This window comes from Rhizobium sp. BT-226 (assembly GCF_025847085.2).
Classification (GTDB): domain Bacteria; phylum Pseudomonadota; class Alphaproteobacteria; order Rhizobiales; family Rhizobiaceae; genus Rhizobium; species Rhizobium sophorae.
In genome coordinates this window covers 398,749-420,929 of the sequence record NZ_JAOYTI010000003.1, presented here as the reverse complement: position 1 = coordinate 420,929, position 22,181 = coordinate 398,749, and the positions used below count along the sequence as shown (strand labels likewise).

Below are 22,181 nucleotides of genomic sequence, written 5' to 3'. Positions count from 1 at the left end.
CCTTCATTTCTGCCGCGCCTACGCGGCCGGAGCTGGCGCGCGTCCGGTATTGGCACCGGGAATGGCATGCGCCACGATGGCACTTTCGGTGAGGTCAGCGCGTGCGATTTCCGCGGCAATCTGCCCGTCCCGCATGACAAGGACCCTATCGGAAAGCCGGATGACTTCCGGCAGTTCGGACGAGACCACCACGATGGAATGTCCATCGGCGGCCAGCGCCTCGATGAGGTGATAGATTTCCGCCTTGGCACCGACATCGATGCCGCGGGTCGGCTCATCGAATAGGAGAATCTGCGATTTGCTTGCCAGCCAGCGGGCGATGATCGCTTTCTGTTGATTGCCGCCGCTGAAGAGCCGGATCGGTCTGTCCAACTGGAAGGGCCTGAGGTTGACCCGGCGCAGCAGGTCCTGAGCCGTGTTGCGCAGCTTGCCGCCCTGAATGATGCCTCCTTTGGAGAAGCTTTCGAGCGAGGCAAGTGCCATGTTGATGGTGACCGAGCGGACGGGGATGATCCCCTCCCGCTTGCGCTCTTCAGGAACGAGACCAATGCCGGCAGAGATGGCGTCGCGGGGATTACGCAGGTTCACCGTCTTGCCGTCTATGTCGATCGTGCCTGCCGTCAGTCTGTCAGCTCCCGCCAGGAGGCGCAGGAGCTCCGTCCGGCCGGATCCGACAAGCCCGGCAATGCCAAGAACCTCGCCGCGGTGAAGCTTGAACGATGCGTCCCTGATTTTCGTCAGCGACGAGAGTCCCCGTGCCTCGAGTTTCACCGTCGCGGTCGCGTGTGAGACATGCTGCTCCTGCATCAGCTCACGGCCGACCATCATTGTGATGACATCCTGATGGGAAGCCGCCTGCACGTCCACCGCACCGACAAGCTTGCCGTCGCGCATGACACTGGCGCGCTGGCAGATGCGGAACACTTCATCCATCTTGTGCGAGACATAGATGATCGACACGCCACTGGCCGATAGCTTCGTTATGACCTCGGCCAGCCGTTCGAACTCACTGGGTGTCAGACTGGATGTCGGTTCATCCATGGCGATGATCCTGGCGCGGTCGAGCAATGCCCGGGCAATCTCGACGATCTGGCGCTGCGCCACCTTGAGCGAAGAGATCGGCGCCGCAGGATCTATGCCGGGTTCGATCATCGATAATGCTTCGGCAGCCCGCCGCTCCTGCTCTCGTCTCGAGACGAACAGCCCTCCCACAGTCGTCAGCGGATGGCCGAGGAACATGTTTTGCGCGACGCTCAGATGCGGTACCTGCTGCAGTTCCTGGTGGATCATGGCGATGCCGGCACCACGCGCATCCATCGGTTTGCGAAAGGAGACATTTTCGCCATCGACAAACATGGACCCGGAAGTTGGACGAAAGACGCCGGACAGAATCCGCAACAGCGTCGACTTCCCCGCGCCGTTTTCACCGAGAAGCCCATGGATTTCGCCGGGAGCGACGTCAAAGGACACGTCCGACAATGCGTTCACGCCCGGGAAGCTCTTGGATATCGCTTCGAATCTCAGTCTCGGTGTCATTGCGTAAGCCTTCCCAATTCGCAAGAGATGCCGGCCAGGATGACCGGCATCCTTGTCAGTTGGCGATCACTTCGCCGCAGCCGCGTCTTCCATCAGCACTGCACGGACATCGACGCCCTCGCCCTGGTAGCGAGCGACATTGTCCTTGGTGATAAGCGCCTGCGGCGTAGCGACGACACGGGGCAGTTTCTGGCCGGCAACAAGACGCAAGGCGGCTTCAAGTGCAACCTCGCCGGTCAGCACCGGGAAGCTGTCGACGGTGCCCGTCAACTCGCCGGCCTTGATCGAAGCATAGGCATCGGAGATGCCGTCCGTGCCGAAAACTGCAACCTTGTCCTGAAGGCCGGCCGCCTTGACCGCCTCGACGATACCGAGCGCCATGCCGTCATTGTTGGCATAGAAGCCGATCAGGTCGGGATGCTGCTGCAGGATGTTGGTGGCGGCGTCATAGGACGTCTGGCGATCCCAATTGCCAGGAACGCTGGCGACGACTTCGAACTTTCCGCTTTCGCTGATCGTCGACTTGAACCCATCCGTGCGCTGGACGGCGGCGTAGACACCGGCCTGGCCTTCGATGATCGCCACCTTGCCGCCTTCCGGCCGATTCTTGATGAACCATTTCGCCACGCGCACGCCATTGTCGCGCTGGACGTTGCCGACATAGTGCTCGGCCTGCGGAATGACGGCATCGTTGACGTTGACGACCGGAACGCCCGCCTTCTTCGCCTGCTCGATCACCGGCTGAAGGTTGGCGTCGGTCTGCGGCGAGACAAGAAGAACATTGTACCCCTGGGTGATCAGGCCTTCCGCGATCGTCAGCTGACCGAGTTGGTCGCCTTCGCTTTGTGCTGCCTGATAGACCACGGGCACGCCGACCTTGTCGCCGAACTTCTTGTAGCCCTCACCCAGCGAGCGCCAGTATTCGTTGGTCAGTGTCTTAGAAACGGCGCCAGCCTTCGTGCCTTCCGGCAGCTTCGGGAAGGCACCAAGCTTGGCTTCCAATTCAGACCAGTCCATGCGGTCTTTTTCGCTGTCGGAGTTGAGCGGTGCAAGTTCCTGCGCGACGGCCGCGCTAAACAGGAAACTGGCAGCTAGGCCTGCCGCAACGGTCGTCTTCAAAAATGTCTTCATCGGTTCCTCCCGAGTGTGAAATTCACACGCCGTCTGGCGTGCTGCGGTGTTGGAGTTCAAGCCCTCGCGCCAAGCATCACTTCTTGAATGATGGACTGGGCGGAGACGGCATCCTGACGGTCAATCGCACCAGACAGGCGATTGTCCTGCTCAAGGCGGTCCACGACATCAAGCATTCGCTTGACGGTCTGGATGTTCACCTCGCATTCGTGGACCGGATCGAGACCGGTCATATCCGGGAATGTGTCGAAATAGATCGCGCCGTCATAACCGTCCTTGCGGATCTGGCGCAGCAGTTCGATCGTCTGTTGTGTATGAACGGCGCCGACCATCAGCCCATCGTCACGCTTGGCGTAGCCGTCGTTGAGATGAACGCCGAGCACCCGGCTGTAGCGCGCTATCAGCGCCGCCGCGAAGGCCGGCTGCTCATCGGCATAGAGAACATGGGCGAAGTCCAACGTCACGCCGAGATTGGGCAGGCCGACTTCCTTGATGGCCAGCAGCGTCGTGGCGCAGTCAGGCATCAGGCTGTAGGAACGCGGCTCGTTCGGTTTGTATTCGATGCTGATCTGGCAATCGGGATCATGCTCGCAAACTTCACGAATTCCTGAAATCTCGTGTTGCCACAAGGCTGCATAGTCAGCCTGGAAAGCGTAATCGAAGCCATCCTGCCCGAGCCAGATGGTCATCAGATTGCTGCCGGCCTCACGGGTCGCGTCGATGCCCTTCTTCGTGAGGTCGATGGCTTCACGGCGAACCGCTGCATCAGGGTTGGTGAAGGCACCAATCTTGAAAGCGGGATTGGTGTAGTAACGCATCGCAAAACCGTTGATCGCAAGGCCTCTATCCCCGATCTGCCGTGCCAATTCGCGCGGATCCGCGGAGACGTGATCGGGATAATTGAGATCGAGATCCGTCAATCCGTCGACCTTTGCAGCACGAGCGACCATTTGCGCGACACTCGGCTTCCCGGAAAGATCAGGCCATTCGGCTTGCGGCCGGGAGGCAAAAGAGTTGAGGCGAGTGGCGAATTTCAATGGGGTCACTGGACTGGGCTCACATCGTTTAGTGTTTCGTTGACTTCACATAATAATGTAATTTTGTAAAGTTATGAAATGTTGTGCGCTGCACCAATTCGAGCAAACTTGCCCGTCTTCAGCCGGCGCGGGAGAGGTCTCGCTATTTCACCGCGCCCGCCGTCAGGCCCTTAACGATGTAGCGCTCGAGGAATATGCCGATGAGCACGAGCGGCAGGATGGCGGCACTCGCGATCGCTGCCATCGACCACCAGTTGATGCCCTGCGATCCGGTCTGGCTTGCGACCATCACCGGCAATGTCTTGGCATCGGTGCTGGTCAGAAGCGCCGCGAAAAAGTACTCGTTCCAGCAGAGAATAACGGACAGGATGAAGGCTGCGACCATGCCGGGCAACGCAATGGGCAGCACGATCCGCAGGAACGCGCCCCAGATCGAGCAGCCATCGACAAGCGCCGCCTGCTCCAGCTCCAGAGGGATCGTGTCGAACTGGTCGCGCATGATCCAGATGACGATCGGCAGCACCATCAGTGTGTAGACCAGGATGAGGCCGACAAGCGAGTCCAGCAGCATCAGTTGCTTGTAGAGAACCAGGAAAGGCATCGCGAGCACGACCGGTGGCAGGATGAGCTGCGACAGGAAGAAGAAGGAGATGTCCTTGTTGCGCATCCAGAGGAATTTGTAGGAGAACCGGCTGAGGCCGTAGGCCGCGAGCGCCCCGATGACGACGGCGAGAAGCGAGGCGCCCGCCGACGCGACGATGCTGTTGAAGAACCGGCGGATGAACTCGTCGCGCACGGTCGATTGCGCAAAGATCGTGTCCGGCGACAGGCCAAGCGAACGCCAGCCTTTCCAGTCCGGCGTGAAATCCACGAAGGGAATGAGGTGGCCCTGGGTCACGTTCACGGCGGTCTTGAACGACGTCGTCACCGTCCAGTAAATCGGAAACAGGGAAACAAAGGCCCAAAAGACCAGGGCGGCATAGATCAACATGCTGCGCGTCATGAAGCGGGGCAGCGCAAAGCTGCGAAGCGCGGGCGTTTCTGGACGTATTGCCCCATGTGCTGTCGACATCCTGTCAGCCCTCAGTTTGTTTTTTGCATCCACCGGCTCGCCGATTTCAGGATGAGCGCGACGAAAACGACGATGATGACGAGATAGACTTCGGCGAGCATGGTGCCGTAGCCAACATTGGAACGGTCCCGGTATTCCCGGAAGATGAAACTCGATACCGTGTCCGTGGCCCCACCCGGACCGCCCGCCGTGATGTTAATGACGATGTCGGCGAGTTTCAGCTCGAATATGATGCGCAGGATCAAGGCGGTCATGCTCACCGGCAGCATCAGCGGAAAGGTAATCTCCTTGAAGGATTGCCAGCCGGTGGCGCCATCGACCCGTGCCGCCTCCTTGATTTCCGCAGGCAATGCCTGCAGGCCCGCCAGCAGTAGAATCATGATGAAGGGAATGGAGACCCACGCATCCATGGCCATGATAGACAATCGCGCCAGCCAGGGGGTGGAAAAGAAGGCGGGATTGTCCCAGCCCAGATAGCGCGCCAGCGTCGCCGCGGGACCGAAACGGTACTCCATCAGCGACTTGCCGATCATCCAGCTGACGGCGACCGGGCTTAGCATCAACGGCAATAGGAACGCAACGCGGAAGAACTTGCGTGCCTTGATCTCGGCGTTGAGCAGAAGAGCCAGGCCGAAGGCGATGGCATATTGAACGAGAACCGCCAGAACATAGTAGACCATGTTCAAGAGCGCATTCCAGAAATAGGTATCCGCCAAAAGCGTGCGCAGATTGTCGAGACCGTTGAAGTGTCGTCCCGCGACCGCACTGAGGTTCCAATCGGTAAACGCGATGTAGAGGCCGAAGATGGTCGGAAAGATCACCATGGCGACGGTAAAAAGAACCGCTGGAAGGACGAAGGCCGCGCGCTCGCCCGCCTCACCGCGTATCATCACCTGGGAAATGCCGAAGACCACCGCCCAGATGAGATAGACATAGAGCAAAGGGCGCCAGCTTTGAAAGCCGAGCGTGGCGACACCCATGACGTCGAGCGACTGAAGCGCCAGGACTGCGAGGAAGGCGACGGTCGCAAATGCCAGTAGAGCCCTGCCGAGCAGGACATGCTTTCCGGCAGGAGCAGCACGGCGCGCTGCAAACGGTTCGTTCGTGACCAGCGTCATTGACTGAGACATGGCAGCAGACCCTCACGGCCGAAGTTTGGAATTGTCTCTGCGGCTCCGGCGACATGGGAGAATTATGCCGCCGGAACCCCGCAAGTGAGCCTTTTGAGGCGATTGGCCTCAGGCTCAGACGCCGAGCGACGCCTTGTAGAGCGCGATCTGCTTGTCGCGGCCCAGCTGATCGGTGATCTTTTCCCAGGCAACGGCGATTGCATCCGCCCCCTCCTGGGCTGTCATCTTGCCGGCAAACACCTTGGCCAACTCGTCTTCCGCGACGCTGTAATACTGGAAGATGCCGGGGATGCGCGGCTCGATGGCAGCATTGGGGTGATTGTACGAGTTCGACTGCGAGGCGAGGTAGTTCGAGATGAAGGCTTCGTCGTAGCCAGCCTCGACCCATTCCCTGGTTTCGAACTGGCTCTTGCGATAGCACTGGAAGCCGGACGGATATGCCGCCATCCACAGAGCCAGGTCCTTGCCGCCGAGATGGGCGGCGGCGCTCCAGGCTGCCTTCTTCTTTTTTTCGTCGCTGTCGACCCGGGCCATGACGTAGACACCCCATCCGAGGTAGGCCATGTTCGGGGCATGGTTCGGACCACTCGGCAGCTTGTCCCACTGACCGGTCTTCGAATTGTAGACGTCGTCAGAACCAGGCAGGATGTCAAACGCGACAGTATCACCTACCACGGAACTGTCGCTGGTGCGCGCGCCCGAACCAACATCGCCCCACCAGGAAACCATGGAGCCGGTACCAGCCAGGAACTGCTGGAACGCGGTGGTGCCAGGGTCGGCATTGAGCTGATCTCCAGACTCCGACGGCAACGCGTCGATCACGTCCTGAATGGCCCGAACCCAGGCCGGGTTGTTGATCCGCGGCTTCATCGTATCAACGTCGAAGAGCCAGGCCTTGTCGTCCGGATGCTTGGCATAGGCGGTGGCGCGGCTGCCGAGAAAATAGAAGCCGAAGCCACCCCAGGCTTTCGGCGCATCGAGATAGCCGATCGCTTCCATGCCGCCGATCGTCTTGCCCTTGAGAAACTTGGTAACTTCCTGAACCTTCTGCCAGGTCCTGGGCACACCCCACTCGCCCTCGTGCCCCTCGTCCTTCCAGGCCTTTGCCAGATCGGCATCGGTAAAGTAGTCGGCGCGGTAGTTGAAGTTGTGGCAATCGCCATCGACCGAGATGCGATACGTCTTGCCGTCCCAGGTTCCGACCGGCGCCTTGAGGTAGTCGACATAGTCGTCCATGTCGATCTGGGTCTTGACCCAGTCCGGCATCTCCGACGCCAGGCCCTTGCCGCAGACGTCGCCTTCGAAAGGCGCGCCCATTTCGAGTATGTCGAAATCCACCGTCCCGGTGGCGATGGCCTGCTGCAGGCGCGGATTATAGTCTGCCTGCGCCAGATCGATCCAGGAAATCTTGGCGCCGGTGTAGTCTTCCCAGGACTTCAGGAAGCCACGGAAGATCACATTGTGAAGATTCTGGTTGTTGAGACCCATGAAAGACAGTTCGACGCCGGCAAATTCGCCCTGCTTCACGCTGCTCTTGGTGGCGCCGAGGCACAGTTCCCCGACCTTCTGCCAATCCGCATCGGTCGGCGACCCCTTGCCGACGCCGGGAATCTGCAGGATCTGGCTACGCAAGGACGCGTCCTGCGCGCTGGCGCTGCCGACAGCACCGAGAATGGTGCCGGCGGCGGCAAGAGCCCCCAGACTGGCGCCGGTCCTCAAAATGGCGCGACGGCTCAGGCCGATCGCCATCATTCTTTCGAAGTCACTGACCTTCATAATTCACTCCTCCCGTTGAACAAATCACCACACGTGATGGGTATCGACCGAGCCCCTGCGTCGCGGAGCATCGGCGAAGCGGCTCTCAATCGAGCCGCAATCCCGTTTTCAGATCAAAAAGATGCACGGATGCCGGGTTTGGCGTCATCGCCATCGGCTGGCAGGATTGATCCTCCACCCGGTCGCGAAAGACGCCGATGACCTTCTGGTTGCCGATCCGGGCAAAGACCTGCGTCTCCGATCCCGTCGTTTCCACAACAGTCACGTTGGCTGTCACTTCGCCGCCAAGTGCGAAATGCTCCGGCCGGATGCCGTAAAAGGCGGGTCGGCCGTCGGAGCCTTCCGGTGCGCGAATAAGCGGCAGCGGGATACCGTCGTCGGTCTCGAAAAAAGGTGCCCCGGACGTCCGGATGTGGCCTTTGAGCAGGTTCATCGACGGCGAGCCTATGAAACCGGCAACGAAAGTGTTGGCCGGCTTGTCATAGAGTTCGAGCGGTGAACCAATCTGTTCGACGCGTCCGTCCCGCAGGACAACGATGCGATCCGCCATCGTCATCGCCTCGACCTGGTCATGGGTGACATAGATCATCGTGGTCGCAAGCCGCCGCTGCAATTCCTTGATCTCCGCGCGCATCTGCACTCGCAGCTTCGCATCCAGATTGGAAAGCGGTTCGTCGAACAGAAAAACCTTGGGATCGCGCACGATCGCCCGTCCCATGGCGACACGTTGTCGCTGGCCCCCGGAGAGTTGACGTGGATAGCGTGCGAGATAAGGAACCAGATCGAGAATCTCGGCTGCTTTCTTCACACGGTCATCGATATCCGCTTTCGGCTCTCCGCGCATTTTCAGTGCGAAGCCCATGTTCTCGGCGACGGTCTTGTGGGGATAGAGCGCGTAGCTCTGGAACACCATGGCGATGTCGCGATCTTTGGGCGGCAGATCGCTCACCTCCTGTCCGTCGATGTGGATTTCGCCGAATGTGATCGGCTCCAGGCCCGCGACCATGCGCAGAAGCGTGGATTTGCCGCAGCCCGAAGGGCCGACCAGGACCACGAACTCGCCATCGGGAATTTCCACCGAAACCCCGTGGATAACGGTCAGGCTTCCGTAGGCTTTGCCGACGTTCACGATATCCATGGATGCCAATGCAATTCCTCCCGGTGCGTCGCGCTCCTCACGACGTTTGATCGTCCCTCCAGAAGGAGGCGGCGGCAGTCGCATCCAGCAACAACCGCCGCCGTCCGGTCTACCCTGGGAGGGTCGCCATCCGGGCAGATACTTCACATAATAACATATTCTTGTAAAGTAGTTTATCTGCAGGTTCGGAATTATTTTATCCTACCCCCACCTTCCGTGCCCTTCCCCACATAAGGCCCAGATTATCGGCGCCACCGCCCTACACCATCAAAGGAAAGCACTGCGTATCGCTTAAAGCAGGGTTTGCAAACATCACGCCACACATATACTCTGTGAAGACAACGCCTGCATCTAGGGGAGGTACCAAGGTGCTAAAAGGAATCGATCAGGTCATCAACGCTGAACTGATACATGCGTTGATGCTGATGGGACACGGGGACCAATTGGTCTTGTGCGATGTCAATCATCCCGCGCAGACCATCGCACGGCAGACAACCTACGGCCGCCTCATAGACGTGTCGGGTTGTGGTCTTGAGCGTGCGGCGGAAGCAATCCTCAAGCTTTTTCCACTCGACACATTCGTCGATGCACCCGTGAAACGGATGCAGGTTGTCGGCGATCCGGAAAGCCAAATGCCGATATTTTCCGCGATACAGACTGTGATAGATCGCGCTGAGGAGCGACCGGTCAAGATGGAGTCATTGGAACGCTTCGCATTTTACGAGGCGGCTAAAAATTCGTTCGCAATCGTCAGAACCTCGGATCCGGGTCCGTACGGATGCTTTATTTTCAGCAAAGGCGTTATCTAGCCAGGCACGCCCCGGCAGTGGGAGTATATTTGCGCACGATTGACAGAAGCATTCGTGATTCACCATTGCTGCGCAATTTAGAGTTGCCTGAATTTTCGGATCGGGTATGCTGCAGTGCAACGTCAATCCTTTGGGGGCAGGCAATGTCGGATCTCGAAACGTCGCCGAAGTCTGGGCGAGGAGCGCGTCTTTCCGCGATCCTCGATGCACCGCAACGCACGATCGCAGCGATGCGCTCAGCTCAGCCATGAAGGAAGGGGCCGAACAAGCACGTTCGCAACCCAAGAGTCGACGATGTCCGACCCAAGATCTGCATGCCGGATGGAGCAACGAGCTGTTTTCATAGGAGGCACCGAGCATGCCTGTAGAAGCGCGGATAGCGGATATCGATCTGGCGGCGCTCACGGCGGGGCGGACATATCAACGTGTCATGTGGACCTTGGCCTCGGCTGTTGTCTTGAGCGCGATCAGAGCGGCATTGACCATTAAAACCATCCACGCGAAACTCGCCAGACGTTGATTAAACAAGTCTTGGGCAATCCTAAAATCTGGTAGTTAGTGAGGCCGCCGGAAGCAACTTTCTCTTGGCTCCGGTTTGCCCGAGGGATCGTTGTCCGGCCGATATCCCCGAGCCCCGATTGACCCCACGTCGTGACAACCTAAAGTAATCGGATTCGGAAATATCAAGTCTGCGAGCAATTCGCACTGACGCGGCTTTAAAGTGAGATATTGATGCAGTTCGTCGCCAACGGTCCAGATGTTCCCGAAGAGCTTCTACAGGCGCACGAAGATGGTAAGGTCGTTTTCTTCTGTGGCGCCGGCATTTCCTATCCGGCAGAACTTCCCGGCTTCCGCGATCTCGTCACGAGAATCTATGCCGAAATCGGTGAGACCCCTAACCCGATCGAAGAATTGGCTCTGGCCAGCAAGTCCTACGACACGACGATCGCTCTTCTGGAAAATCGAGTTGTCGACCATCGGATTAGAGTTAGAGAAGCAATCGCCGCAATCCTGACTCCCAACCTGAAGAAGCGCGACGCCACCTCGACGCATGAGGCGCTGCTAACCCTAAGCAGGTCAAGCGATCAACGCCTCCGGCTGATTACAACCAACTTCGATCGCCTATTCGTGGAAGCAATGAAGCGGCAAGGCGTCGATTATCCAAGTTATTGCGCACCATTGTTACCCATCCCCAAGAGGGCGAAATGGGATGGTCTCGTCTATCTTCACGGTTTCCTGCCGGAAAAGCCTTCCTCGAGTGATTTGGAGCGGCTTGTCGCATCAAGCGGCGATTTTGGCCTTGCTTACTTGACCGAGCGATGGGCGGCTCGTTTCGTAAGTGAACTATTTCGCACCTACACGGTCTGCTTCGTCGGTTACAGTATCGATGATCCGGTCCTGCGCTATATGATGGACGCGCTCGCGGCTGATCGCCTGATCGGGGAGAAGTCACCCGCTGCCTATGCCTTTGGCGGATGTGAAAAAGGGCAGGAGGACCACGCCGCTAAGGTGTGGTCATCGAAGAATGTTCGGCCGATCCTTTATAATGCTGGTAAGGGACATGGTCCCCTGCACCGGACACTGAGGGCGTGGGCAGACAGTTATCGTGACGGCGTCCGCGGCAAAGAAAGTATCGTGATCAGGCATGGGCGCGCCAAGCCGCAGGGAAGTACCAAGCAGGATGACTTTGTGGGCCGGATACTTTGGGCTTTAAGCGACAAGTCCGGTCTTCCGGCGAAAGCCTTTGCAGATATTGACCCTCCTGCGCCGATAGAGTGGCTGTTTGAGTTCGAAAAGGCGGCTTTCAAGTATCAGGATCTCATCCGCTTCCAGGTTACTCCAAATCTCGATGAAGACGAGAGCCTCAAGTTCAGTATGGTCGAGCGTCCTTGGCCCTATGCCAGCGCTCCTTGGATGCGACTGGTGTTTCGGCGCGCCAATGTTAGCGGTGTCGCAGACACTATCATGTTGCAAATTGCCCGCTGGTTGATCAAACATCTGGACGATCCCCGAACCTTGCTGTGGACGTCGCGCAACGGCGGCATCCTCCAGGAAAACTTCGCCTATCTGGTGCAGGACGCGCTGGATAGTTCGACAAAGATATCGCCGATCATGCGGGCTTATTGGCAGCTTCTGCTGTCGGAGCGGATCGCAGACTCGTCCGTCATTTTCGATGTATATAACTGGGTAAAGGAACTTAAGGCCGCGGGGCGCTTGACGCCAATTCTGAGGATGAAGCTACGCGAACTCCTGTCGCCCTGCATCATCCTCCGGGAAGGCTACGAGGAGGGCGAGAGCGACGGGCCGTCGATTGAGTGGGAACTGACTGTCGGAGGGGCGCATTCAGGCTCGGCGCTACGAGATGTGTTCGAGAGTGATGTCTGGAAGGCATCGCTCCCCGCCCTCTTGTCGGACGCGACAGATTTGTTAAGGGATGCAATGGAACTTGCCACATCCTTGAGCGACGACGGCGAAAGCGTCGCGACGTTCTATCAGCATCCGTCCATCGCGCCGCATCCACAGAATCGACCATTTCGTGATTGGACGGTGCTGATCGATTTCGTGCGCGACGCATGGCTAGCGGCCGCCGATACATGGCCAGATCGTTCAAAGCGGGAGTTCGAGCGGTGGGACGAGTTCGGCTATCCGATATTTCGGCGCCTCCAGTTCTTTGCGCTTACTACCCGCCCCGAGCTTTTCGAGACGAACGCCGCGCTCGATCGCGTCCTCGGGGCCCAAGGTGAATGGCTGTGGAGCCCGGAGACTCAGCGGGAAGTATTGCTGTTGATCGCGGGGCTTGCCGGTCGGCTCAATCGACGCGACGCCTCAACCTTGACGGCAACGATCTTGCAGGGTCCGGTCGAAGAAGACGAAGACCTTCAGCCCGAGCGGCGGGCCCGCCGGAGTGATCGCGAAATCTGGCGCCGCCTCGGCGTGTTTCGTGACAACGGGGGACATCTGTCTGTCGCCGCCAGAAAAAAGCTTTCGTATTTCGAAACCAATTATCCGGCTTGGGGGGCGGTCGAAGAACGGGATCAATTTGCGTTTTACATGTTCTCCGGTGATATCGAGAGGACATTCGCGAGGACGCCAGTGTCACGGGCGGATTTGAAGATCTGGCTGACGGAACATCGCGAGCCTAATGACTTCGACGAGACCGATGATTTCGTCGAGCGATCGCGCCGCGATTTTTCCCGGACGGCATTGGCCCTCATCGAGCTTGCCCAAGATGGGGACTGGATCGTCGGCCGTTGGAAAGAGGCGCTTCGGGCCTGGGCAACAGACAAACATGCTAAATTGTCCTGGCGCTGGGTCGGCGCGCAATTGGCAGCGGCCCCCGATGATGTGATAGCCGCGCTCGACCACACTCTAAGTGGCTGGCTGCAAGCATGTGGAGCATTTGCAAAATCCAACCAAGATGCGTTTTTCAGCTTGGCCAACAGGAGTCTCGAACAGCATGTCGATGATCAATACGAGCCCGGAGGCTCAGTACTTTCGGATGCCTTCAACAGCCCGGTTGGTCAGATCACCGATGGTCTCATTAAACTCTGGTATGCCCAGGGCCTCGAAGATGGTCAAGGGTTAGACCCTCAGTTCCAATGGACTTTTGGACACCTTTGCGACACCGAGATCGCGGGATTTGCACTGGGGCGGCTATTCTTGTGCTCCAACGCGATATCGTTATTTCGTGTGGACGAGGATTGGACCCGCGAAAATCTATTGACGCTTTTTGATTGGGAATTCTCGGCGCAGGAAGCAACAATTGCGTGGTCAGGCTTCCTTTGGTCGCCGCGTCTGTACGTGCCCCTTATAAAGAGCGTGAAGAACGAGTTCCTGAAGACTGGAGAACACTACCAGGCGCTGGGTGAGCTTGGTGACCAATATGCGGGCCTGCTGACTTTTACAGCACTGGAATCAGTCGATATCTATACTCGGTCCGACCTTTCGCGCGCGACCGCGCAGCTTCCAGAGGACGGGTTGATCCAAGTCTTGCAGACGATCATCGACGGCTTGGAGGGCGCGGGCTCCAAAGCGCCAGAGTACTGGGACAATCGGGTTAAGCCTTATTTTCGCTACGTATGGCCCAAATCCCAAGAGCTGGTTACTCCGCGCATATCCGGTCACATCGCCACGTTGATCGTGACGGCCGGCGAAAAGTTCCCCGAGGCAATGGGTATTCTTAGAGGCTGGTTGCAACGAGTAGACGATACAGACCTCGCGATCCATCGGCTGCACGGTTCCGACCTGCCATCAAAGTACCCTTTGGCGACGCTCGATTTCCTGGATCGAACCGTCAACAGGAGTCGGCTATGGTCGCGCAATGAACTCGCGAGGTGTCTGGAGCTAATCGTTGCAGCTCATCCGGTTTCAGCATCAGATCATCGTTTTATTCAGTTATCCCAGCTCACCAGGCGCTAACTGCAGAGCGTGGGAGTTGGCATTCTGGTGAAAACTTTACCCAGGCGTAACGCGGGTTGAGAAACTCCTCCGGTACATTCAGAACCGCGATCGTTTATGCGACCCGACAGGCTGCTTCCTGGGCCGAACACATATGCATCACATAGCGCCATAGGCTGTCCTCATTTACACCCCAGATGACGGTCGCTGGACAACCTCAGCTGAGATCCTCGTCATTTCTTCTCGCTCACCTATTTCAAGGATACCTTTTCTTGACAGCGCGGTTTGCTAACACTATATCTCACCTACCACACGTGAGAAGGATGACATTGGTGAGAATCTCTTTAATGCAAATTTCCGATAGCGCCATCCTCGCGGGGGCTGTAAACGGAAAGCTCGCGTTCGTGGATATGATTAAGAATATCCCGGAAACTGTCGCAGCCCCGCAGCCTCTTTTTCTCGACTTTGGCAGTATTGACGTGGCTACTGCCAGTTATCTCCGTGAGTCTGTGTTCGCACTGAAATCTTATCTCCGAACAAAGAGCTCGTCTTATTATCCTGTTGTTGCCAATGCGAATGCAGATATCTGGGATGAACTATCTGTAATCGCAGGCGCTAAGAACGATGTGATCATAACCTGCCAGCTTACAGACAACGAAACAACTACGAATGTAGAGCTTGTCGGCAATCTCGACCCAAAGCAACAGATGACCTTTGAGCTCGTCTTGAAGTTCGACGAAGTCGATGCCAACTCTTTGATGGAAAAGTTTGGCGAAGCCGAAAAAACGAAGAGTACAACAGCGTGGAATAACCGCTTAGCCAGCTTGGCCTCACGTGGAATCATTCGAGAATACACAAAAGGTAGATCGAAATACTACCGCCCTTTGGTAATGGAGCGCGTGCATGGGAATTGAGTTTCTGACGCGAACTCGAACAACAATACGAAAGCATATAGACCGAAAACGCGTCGAACTCGCGACGCCAGACCTGTTTACGCAGCAGCCCACCGATCAGCCTCGCTGCGCCATGATCTCGCTCCAGAAGGGCGCGATCGTCAAGGAAGGCGACAGGTTGATCATTGAGTTGAGCAAAACCTCTATCACCGCCCGTCGCGACAATAATGTCGTCGGCATCTACGACAATCCAAACTCCGAAGTATTGGCCAATCTTTCCAACAGCGGCGGCACGGCCGGCGGTGTCGTTCGGCGGGTCATGAAGCTCTCGGGCAAGGCGGAGGTTTCGCTTTGCTAGATCCCGGCAGCAACGAAGTGCTGGTGCGAGCCCTCTCGGATGATCCTTTTGCGTATTCGCTCGCTCTAGGATGCGGAAACTGTGCTGCATTCGAGTGGTGCGGCGGACTATCAGTCCGAGATTCCGTCTGGGACTGCTTGGATTTCTGTTGTGGAGAGCCCAGTAACTGCACAAACGTTTGCGTGAAAAATCCACTCCAGTACGTGGACCAAAAGCGCGAGATCCTCGGTTTCGATCTCGCGAATGTTCCGCGTGTTACCGGAAACTACCAGTCCCTCGCGCATTACATCGTGCCGCTAATCTACCACCGAACCGGTCGCGAACTCCCCGTCCCCGGATCAGCCTTTGCCTTGAGGCTCCACGATGTAGTGGACTTTGCCCGTGGTGAAGTACGCTTCGGCACCCGGAAGCGCCTTTGCGAAGCCTTCAAGATCGACCTATCGGCCGATCTTATCCTCAGCGGCGTCGACCACGATGAACGCATCGAGCCCTGGTGGGACTTGCAAGATCGCCGCTCGCACGTTCTTCGACAGCTTCGCGATTTAGGCATTCAACTGGTTACGGCTCCAAACTTCAGCCTCCTGCTCGACAAACCGCGAACCGACGATCTGCACGCGATGAAACGCATTGCGATTGTATGGAGTGAGTTCGAGCAGAATGGGATCGCCTGCGCGCTCCACGTCAATTCCCGAACATTAAAGGACTTCGAACGTTGGTCCGATTTCGTCAGGCAGCGAAGCGAAATCGGCGTCATCTCCTACGAGTTCATTACGGGTGCGGGTAAGAAGGCGCGCCGGCAATTCCACATTGAAGGGCTGTTTAAGATCGCTCAAAACGCTGGCCGCCCACTGGATATTATTGTCCGAGGCGACCCGGATGTCATTGCGCACCTTCGATGCCATTTCCATAACGTCATCTATATCGACACGACGGCTTACATGAAGACGATCAAGCGCCAGCGAGCGAGACGCTCCGGTAACTCGAAGCTCGACTGGGTTACGACCAGAACAAAGGTATCCAGTGAAGTCGACGAAATGCTCGCACATAACCTAAGCGAACAGAGCCTCTCACTTCGGGCTCGCTATTATGACCAGGATACGGCGCCAGTCCAAAGGTGATTCATCGAAACGCTCTCATTCGACCTTGTTGAGGATATCTCCCTAGCGTTACAGAACGGCACCGTCGACCCGACAGGCCTTCCGTCGTGTATTGCCCAGTCATTAGGTGCGTTCCTAGAGCTCGCGCATATATTTCCAGGGCTCATGCAAACACCGCACGGGACGGGATGGCTCGACCCCCGCCATTTTCGCCGCTTTCTCACCAATCAGGAAGCTGCTTGGTTTTGCGAAGAACCACATCCCTCCGGGTTTGTGCCCGTCGCGGCGATGGTTTCCAATCCTCTTGTTTGGACAGACATGGTCAACAGGCTCAAACGCTGGAGTGTCAACGCAGGCTTTTCCAGCGACCACAGCGGCAAGTTCGTCGCAGCGATTGGAGAACTCTGGGGCAACGTCGTCGAGCACAGCCAAAGAAGCGACACTGGATATGTCGCCTTCAATCTTGAACCGGGAAGATTTGAGTTTGTGGTTGCCGACCATGGAGTTGGCGTTCTTGCTAGTTTAAAATCTAACCCAGTTTATGCCCATCTGACTGATCACGGACGAGCGATTGAACTCATTCTCTCCGAAGGAGTTTCGCGATATTTCACTGAGCGCGGACACGGCTTCGGGTTTCGACCTCTCTTGATTGGTCTGGCCAATATCGCTCGTGAGTTGCGATTTCGGTCTGGCGACCATGGCCGAGAGGTAATTCGCACGCTTGGCGGGTCTCCTGCTTCAAGGACCTACGAACTTGCTTCGCTTCCTGGCTTCTTCTGTTCGGTGACTTGCTTGGCGTAGTCCGTCCCCTCGAAACCATGCGAGTGAGGCGCTTGAAGGTTTCTATCGGGACGAAAGCACCAATGCAGGCGATCATTGTAAAATCGGTGCCCAGCGGACTTTTGGTGGTCAGCGAAGTCTACCTTGGAGGTTCTCCCTCCATTTCGTCCTGGGCTTTAGGTGAGGTGAGGACGTCGATAGCCCAGCGTATCGCGGTGACGAACCTCGCCTGCACATCAGGTTGCGCGAAGAATGTTTTCCGCAGGGCCGAGGGAATTTCGAGCTGCACGCCCTGTCCCTGTTTTCCTCTATTGCAAATGTTGGACGCATCGCGACCCCTAAACTTGGGTGGCTCGTCGTCGACCTTGAAACCTGCCTCCACTAGGGCAGCGCCGATAGTTTGACGAGACGTCGTGTCGCGGCCTCCCATCCAAATCGTCTCACCGTCACCATAGTCCTGACGCCCGTGAATGGCGACAACAAGCCTGGCTTTTGCAGCCAATCCCAATGCGAGCGGTTCATCGAACTGCTCGGACGGGATATGGAGCTCGAAAAGGTTGTCCGCACTCAGATTGCCCTCGAAAGCATAGAGGGAATAGTCGTGCCCTGCGATTTCCTCAACTATGGCCGAGGCCGGATTTTCGATCTTGCCTCCGTGCGGGGTCATGACGAGCACGTCCTGACAATCGCCCGTCTGATGTCGGATTAGGTAGTCCGTACCCAGGCGATAGACGGCCGCCAGAGTTTTGTAATTTGAGAACCGGTAGGCCATCACTTTCCCTTTTTCGAGTGAGCGCCATCTTCGCCACTAACAGACGTACCCTGTGTTTCGGATGGTTGCTTTTCACCGTCGACACCACTCAGAAAGTCTTCTAGGGCGGGTGGTCGTTGATCCTCATCTTGAATCATGGTTCGCGACCACAGAATCGACGTTTCGTAGATCGTGCTGCAAAGTCTCTCACCATCCTGCTCAAACCAGTGGGTCGCTTCTGGCAAAAGTTCGACCGGGACTGGGTGTCTGGCAAAGGGATTGTGGAATACCTCCATTTCCGCAGTCCATGGCTCGTATCCGAGAGGCCATAGCGCGCGGTACTCCTCGCTAGTGATGTCCATGCAAAATGGAATTCCAGCGAGAGCCCCCGGCGTGTGATCGAAGAAATGTCCGATCCGCGTGTAGCGCAGGCCCTTGGGTGCTCCACCACCAGAAATCGGTACGCGATATAGCTTGGATATGGAGCACGCGTTGGAGAAGATTACTGCCGATAGTTCCGCGTGCCGGTCATCGGCGAACAAGCCAGCGGGAAACGCCGAAGGACCAAGCAGGTGCGTTGCCGGCATCGCAACAGCCTGTGGTCGCCCATCGATGACGGCGACCCGCGCCCCTTCGCCATACAAATAGCCGATCAACCCCTCCCGGCTCCAAATCATGGATGACGCCGCTTGAAAATCGGCGATAGCGATCATGAACGGCTTGCCGGTGACATGTGGCAGCTTGTCGTAAGCTCGATCCAGCTTGTTCCCCAGCGTCTTTGCAAACCGCAGAGCCGCGGGGCCGAAGAAGATCTCCTCTTTCCCGGCCGGCATCGCACTGTGAGGCGCATTGACGTGATTGTAGGCTACCGCGGGATTGGCAGTTACGGCCTCCACCCAAGCCTCACCGCCGAGCCGGTTCTCGATATGGAAATCGGGAGATTCATGTGGCTGGGTGACCAGCAATCCCTGCTCACGGAACGACGCCAAGAGCTGAGCCTCCCACATCCGGGTGTGGAAGTTGACCGTCTGGCAATCACTGACCCAATTTCGATCCGGCCTGGGAAGAGCAAGATAGAGTTGGTTTAACGCCCAGGCAGCCGGATGATGCGACGGACGAGCCAGCACCTTGAAGACATCGCTTGGCTCGCGACCCTGCAGATCAAAGAGTCCGGGCCGCATGACGACGCCCGGCTTTATCGGCTCAGGCGCTTGCCCTTCAACCATCATCGGCTCGATCGCAAGCCTCGCCTCTCGAAACGATCGAAACCCGGCCGCCTCGGCTGTGGTGACCCAGACGGAGTCAACGCGACGGCGCATGACCAGGAAATTGAACGGCCCATCTTCCCCATCGATCGTGATGATTCCACACGTACGCCCGTCGTCAGTGATCCATGCAGCTGTAGGCTCCCGGTCGCCGAAGCCATGGCCCCGCGGCAGCGACAGCGCATAGATGTCAAACTCCCACTGCGGCAGCTCCCGCATGCCTTCTCCGATCTCAACAACTTTAATGCTCTGCGAACTCTGATCCACTCCACACAAAGTAGACCGAAACACGATCTTCGACTAATCTTTTGCAACCTCGCCGGTGTGGTTTTGGGGGCGATTCACTGGGAGGAAGCGTTGTACATATCGCGAGTGCTTGTTACTAACTACCGGTGCTTAAAAACCGCAGATGTCACCTTAAATTCTGACCTCAATATTATCGTCGGAGACAACGAGAGCGGAAAATCAACGCTGCTGGAGGCAATTCATTTGGCCCTCACAGGCCAGCTCAATGGCAGGCCAATACAGGCTGAGCTTCATCCGCATCTTTTCAACACGGCGACGGTGACGGAGTACATTGCAGCACTGATCGCAAAGGCACCCGCTGTCCCGCCGGCGATCCTTATCGAGCTTTATTTCCACGACGATGCGGCTCTCTCGAAACTCAAGGGCATCAACAATGCTCTCGGCATCGACGCGCCTGGCGTAGCGCTTTCGATCGAATTCAATCAGGAATATGCCGAGGAGTTCAAGTCATACGTCGCCGATCCGACGCTTATTCGAACCCTCCCGATCGAATATTACGTCGTGAAATGGCGTGGGTTCGCAGACAATGACCTGGTGACCTCGCGCTCGGTTCCCATCAAGCCAGCCTTTATCGACGCCAGCACCATTCGGAACAATGCCGCGGCGAGCCGCTATGTCGTGGATATTATGCGCGACAGCCTCAGCAAGGAACAGAAAGTCGACCTTGCGCTCTCCTATCGCATGATGAAGGACGCATTTCTCGACAACGCCAAGGTTAAGGGTGTCAACGAGGCCCTCGCGAAAAAGAAAGGCGAAATTTCAGACAAGGCGCTTTCAGTTTCGCTCGACACGTCTTCCCGCGCGACCTGGGAAGGTGGCGTCATGCCTCACCTCGATGACGTGCCTCTGCCACTCGTGGGCAAAGGCGAGCAAAATGCGATCAAGATAAAGCTCGCGATGGCATCGTCTGCTGACTCCCACTTGATCTTGATCGAGGAGGCCGAGAACCATCTATCCTTCTCGAACCTCAATGAACTTATAAGCCACATTGCCGAACGACGCGGCAGCCGTCAGCTCATCATCACGACACACAGCAGCTTCGTCCTCAACAAGCTCGGCGTGGAGTCCGTTGTGCTGTTTCACCATGGCAAATCGATACGGCTCAACGCCTTGACCACTGGTACGCAGGACTACTTCATGCGTCTGCCGGGCCATGACACGCTCCGCCTCATCTTGGCGAAGCGGGCCATTTTGGTCGAAGGGCCCTCCGACGAGCTGATCGTTCAAGCCGCCTACGTGAAGCAGCATGGCAAAATGCCGCTCGAGGCCGGCGTCGATGTCATCTCGGTCAACTCGCTTGCCTTCAAGCGTTTCCTCGAAATTGCCGTGCTTCTTGATCGCACCGTGGCCGTGGTGACGGACAATGACGGCAAAGTCGCGGCCCTGACGGCGAAGTACGTTGACTACATGGGCAAGCCAAAGATCAGCATTCTCTATGACGGCGACGAACAGTTCCCAACGCTTGAACCCCAGCTCCTCAAGGCGAACAGCCGAGCGGTGATCGAAAAAGTGCTCGGCAAGTCATTCGTCTCCGACGCCGCGCTTTTGGAGCACATGAAGGATAATAAGGCAGACACGGCGCTGAAGTTCTTCACGACGACCGAAGCCTGGAACGTCCCGGGGTATATCGCCAGTGCCGTCAGCTAACCGGATCATTATCTGCGCCGCGGGAGGCGGCAAGACCACGCGCATCGTTGGCGAGGCGGCCGGCGGGACCGAGCGGGCGCTCCTCGTCACCTATACGCGCAACAATGAAAAGGAGATCGAACGGAAGCTCTACGGCTTGGGGCCTGCCATCCCACACAACATCGAGGTGACGACCTGGTTCAGCTTTCTCCTTCGCGACCTTGCCCGGCCCTACAGGAGAGTGATGCACGACCGTCGCATCGAAGGCCTCCAATGGGAAGAAGGCCGATCGGTCCCCTATATCCCCGAGACAAACACATCCGCCCACTACTTTGCCGGCGGCCGGCTCATCTATTCCGACAAAATCTCGAAATTCATCTGCGAATGTGATCGTCGAACCGGTGGCGCCGTGATGCGCCGACTTGCCCAGCGCTTCGACCATATCTTCGTGGACGAAATCCAGGACATGGCTGGGTACGATATCGACGTCCTGGAACTCATCCTCAAGGCAGGAATAAAGCTGACTCTGGTGGGCGACCACCGGCAGGCCACATTGAAGACCAATCAAGGGAAAAAGAATTCGGCGTTTGGCGGCATCAACATAATCAACAAATTCAAAGCCTGGGAAAAAGCCGGACTGGCAGGGCTGAGCTACGAACAACATACGCACCGTTGCCACCAGCACATTGCCGATCTCGGTGATCACTTTTTTCCGAATGAGCCCGCTACGAAGTCCCTGAACGATGCCGTAACAGGACATGATGGCGTGTTCATCGTTGCAACTGCGCAAGTCGACGCCTACGTGGCAACCTTCGCCCCCCAAGTCCTCCGGTTCGACAAGAAGACCGCCTGCCGCGACCTTCCCGCGATGAATTTTGGAGAATCGAAGGGTCTGACTTTCGACCGCGTCATGATCTTTCCGCACGGTCTCGGAAAAAAGTGGCTCAGCACAGGTCAAGTCAGCCACGTCGCGAAGTCTGCATCCAAGATGTACGTCGGTGCCACGCGAGCGCGCTACAGCCTCGCCTTCGTTCACGATGGGGCGGTGGCTATCCCGGGCGCCCAGATCTTTGAGTAG

The 22,181-nt window shown here is 57.3% G+C and carries 18 protein-coding genes; 9 read left to right on the top strand and 9 right to left on the bottom strand.

Annotated elements, in window-relative coordinates; genetic code table 11:
* Positions 1 to 18 precede the first annotated feature (18 nt).
* The 7 genes from OIU37_RS21495 to OIU37_RS21465 all read right to left on the bottom strand — a co-directional run bounded on the left by OIU37_RS21495 (position 19) and on the right by OIU37_RS21465 (position 8,829).
* Positions 19 to 1,536, bottom strand: coding sequence for a sugar ABC transporter ATP-binding protein (locus tag OIU37_RS21495; RefSeq protein WP_180697371.1), 1,518 nt, complete (start codon positions 1,534 to 1,536; stop codon positions 19 to 21).
* 66 nt (positions 1,537 to 1,602) lie between these two features.
* Positions 1,603 to 2,667: a substrate-binding domain-containing protein gene (locus OIU37_RS21490; RefSeq protein ID WP_180697372.1), complete on the bottom strand. Its 1,065-nt coding sequence runs from the start codon at positions 2,665 to 2,667 to the stop codon at positions 1,603 to 1,605.
* Positions 2,668 to 2,723: 56 nt separating this feature from the next.
* Complete coding sequence (locus OIU37_RS21485; protein ID WP_264258891.1) at positions 2,724 to 3,704, bottom strand: sugar phosphate isomerase/epimerase; 981 nt, start codon at positions 3,702 to 3,704, stop codon at positions 2,724 to 2,726.
* Between the two features lie 142 nt (positions 3,705 to 3,846).
* Entirely contained in the window at positions 3,847 to 4,707 is an 861-nt protein-coding gene (locus OIU37_RS21480) for a carbohydrate ABC transporter permease (RefSeq protein ID WP_246813125.1), read from the bottom strand.
* 80 nt (positions 4,708 to 4,787) lie between these two features.
* Entirely contained in the window at positions 4,788 to 5,906 is a 1,119-nt protein-coding gene (locus tag OIU37_RS21475) for a carbohydrate ABC transporter permease (protein ID WP_264258647.1), read from the bottom strand.
* Between the two features lie 114 nt (positions 5,907 to 6,020).
* Positions 6,021 to 7,682 (bottom strand): sugar ABC transporter substrate-binding protein, encoded by a 1,662-nt coding sequence (locus OIU37_RS21470; protein ID WP_182208050.1) that lies wholly within the window; start codon positions 7,680 to 7,682, stop codon positions 6,021 to 6,023.
* A gap of 85 nt (positions 7,683 to 7,767) precedes the next feature.
* Positions 7,768 to 8,829, bottom strand: coding sequence for an ABC transporter ATP-binding protein (locus OIU37_RS21465; RefSeq protein WP_264258646.1), 1,062 nt, complete (start codon positions 8,827 to 8,829; stop codon positions 7,768 to 7,770).
* A gap of 359 nt (positions 8,830 to 9,188) precedes the next feature.
* Between OIU37_RS21465 and OIU37_RS21460 the strand changes: the two genes are divergently transcribed.
* From OIU37_RS21460 to OIU37_RS21430, 7 genes are all read left to right on the top strand, one after another.
* Positions 9,189 to 9,629 carry an RbsD/FucU family protein gene (locus tag OIU37_RS21460; RefSeq protein ID WP_264258645.1) on the top strand — a complete coding sequence of 147 codons (441 nt, stop codon included), beginning with the start codon at positions 9,189 to 9,191 and terminating at the stop codon, positions 9,627 to 9,629.
* A 358-nt stretch (positions 9,630 to 9,987) separates the two neighbouring features.
* Entirely contained in the window at positions 9,988 to 10,149 is a 162-nt protein-coding gene (locus OIU37_RS21455) for a hypothetical protein (RefSeq protein WP_264258644.1), read from the top strand.
* A 212-nt stretch (positions 10,150 to 10,361) separates the two neighbouring features.
* The gene (gene dsr1 / locus OIU37_RS21450; RefSeq protein WP_264258643.1) at positions 10,362 to 14,048 is read left to right on the top strand and encodes an anti-phage defense-associated sirtuin Dsr1; all 3,687 of its coding nucleotides are present in this window, start codon (positions 10,362 to 10,364) and stop codon (positions 14,046 to 14,048) included.
* 326 nt (positions 14,049 to 14,374) lie between these two features.
* Complete coding sequence (locus OIU37_RS21445; RefSeq protein WP_264258642.1) at positions 14,375 to 14,941, top strand: hypothetical protein; 567 nt, start codon at positions 14,375 to 14,377, stop codon at positions 14,939 to 14,941.
* A gap of 112 nt (positions 14,942 to 15,053) precedes the next feature.
* On the top strand, positions 15,054 to 15,278 hold the full coding sequence (locus OIU37_RS21440) for a hypothetical protein (protein ID WP_264258641.1): 225 nt from the start codon (positions 15,054 to 15,056) through the stop codon (positions 15,276 to 15,278).
* Positions 15,279 to 15,460: 182 nt separating this feature from the next.
* Positions 15,461 to 16,396: a DUF4417 domain-containing protein gene (locus OIU37_RS21435; protein WP_264258640.1), complete on the top strand. Its 936-nt coding sequence runs from the start codon at positions 15,461 to 15,463 to the stop codon at positions 16,394 to 16,396.
* Positions 16,397 to 16,540: 144 nt separating this feature from the next.
* Positions 16,541 to 17,176: an ATP-binding protein gene (locus OIU37_RS21430; protein WP_264258639.1), complete on the top strand. Its 636-nt coding sequence runs from the start codon at positions 16,541 to 16,543 to the stop codon at positions 17,174 to 17,176.
* 118 nt (positions 17,177 to 17,294) lie between these two features.
* Here OIU37_RS21430 and OIU37_RS21425 read toward each other — a convergent pair whose 3' ends face one another.
* Complete coding sequence (locus OIU37_RS21425; protein ID WP_264258638.1) at positions 17,295 to 17,927, bottom strand: poly-gamma-glutamate hydrolase family protein; 633 nt, start codon at positions 17,925 to 17,927, stop codon at positions 17,295 to 17,297.
* Positions 17,927 to 19,390, bottom strand: a complete 1,464-nt coding sequence (locus OIU37_RS21420) for a hypothetical protein (RefSeq protein ID WP_264258637.1) — start codon at positions 19,388 to 19,390, stop codon at positions 17,927 to 17,929. The genes OIU37_RS21425 and OIU37_RS21420 overlap by 1 nt, the downstream gene beginning before the upstream one ends.
* 138 nt (positions 19,391 to 19,528) lie before the next feature.
* Here OIU37_RS21420 and OIU37_RS21415 point away from each other — a divergent pair, with 138 nt between their 5' ends.
* Both OIU37_RS21415 and OIU37_RS21410 read left to right on the top strand, forming a co-directional pair.
* Positions 19,529 to 21,124 (top strand): ATP-dependent endonuclease, encoded by a 1,596-nt coding sequence (locus OIU37_RS21415; protein ID WP_264258636.1) that lies wholly within the window; start codon positions 19,529 to 19,531, stop codon positions 21,122 to 21,124.
* Positions 21,111 to 22,181 carry a UvrD-helicase domain-containing protein gene (locus tag OIU37_RS21410; protein ID WP_264258635.1) on the top strand — a complete coding sequence of 357 codons (1,071 nt, stop codon included), beginning with the start codon at positions 21,111 to 21,113 and terminating at the stop codon, positions 22,179 to 22,181. Before OIU37_RS21415 ends, OIU37_RS21410 begins: the two co-directional genes overlap by 14 nt.

Excerpts from the sequence above, each read along its gene's own strand:
- OIU37_RS21480 (WP_246813125.1), bottom strand. The coding sequence starts at position 4,707 with ATGACGCGCAGCATGTTGATCTATGCCGCCCTGGTCTTTTGGGCCTTT.
- OIU37_RS21470 (WP_182208050.1), bottom strand. The coding sequence starts at position 7,682 with ATGAAGGTCAGTGACTTCGAAAGAATGATGGCGATCGGCCTGAGCCGT.
- OIU37_RS21475 (WP_264258647.1), bottom strand. The coding sequence starts at position 5,906 with ATGTCTCAGTCAATGACGCTGGTCACGAACGAACCGTTTGCAGCGCGC.
- OIU37_RS21445 (WP_264258642.1), top strand. The coding sequence starts at position 14,375 with ATGCAAATTTCCGATAGCGCCATCCTCGCGGGGGCTGTAAACGGAAAG.
- dsr1 (WP_264258643.1), top strand. The coding sequence starts at position 10,362 with ATGCAGTTCGTCGCCAACGGTCCAGATGTTCCCGAAGAGCTTCTACAG.
- OIU37_RS21455 (WP_264258644.1), top strand. The coding sequence starts at position 9,988 with ATGCCTGTAGAAGCGCGGATAGCGGATATCGATCTGGCGGCGCTCACG.
- OIU37_RS21490 (WP_180697372.1), bottom strand. The coding sequence starts at position 2,667 with ATGAAGACATTTTTGAAGACGACCGTTGCGGCAGGCCTAGCTGCCAGT.
- OIU37_RS21430 (WP_264258639.1), top strand. The coding sequence starts at position 16,541 with ATGCAAACACCGCACGGGACGGGATGGCTCGACCCCCGCCATTTTCGC.
- OIU37_RS21420 (WP_264258637.1), bottom strand. The coding sequence starts at position 19,390 with ATGCGGGAGCTGCCGCAGTGGGAGTTTGACATCTATGCGCTGTCGCTG.
- OIU37_RS21425 (WP_264258638.1), bottom strand. The coding sequence starts at position 17,927 with ATGGCCTACCGGTTCTCAAATTACAAAACTCTGGCGGCCGTCTATCGC.
- OIU37_RS21495 (WP_180697371.1), bottom strand. The coding sequence starts at position 1,536 with ATGACACCGAGACTGAGATTCGAAGCGATATCCAAGAGCTTCCCGGGC.
- OIU37_RS21440 (WP_264258641.1), top strand. The coding sequence starts at position 15,054 with ATGATCTCGCTCCAGAAGGGCGCGATCGTCAAGGAAGGCGACAGGTTG.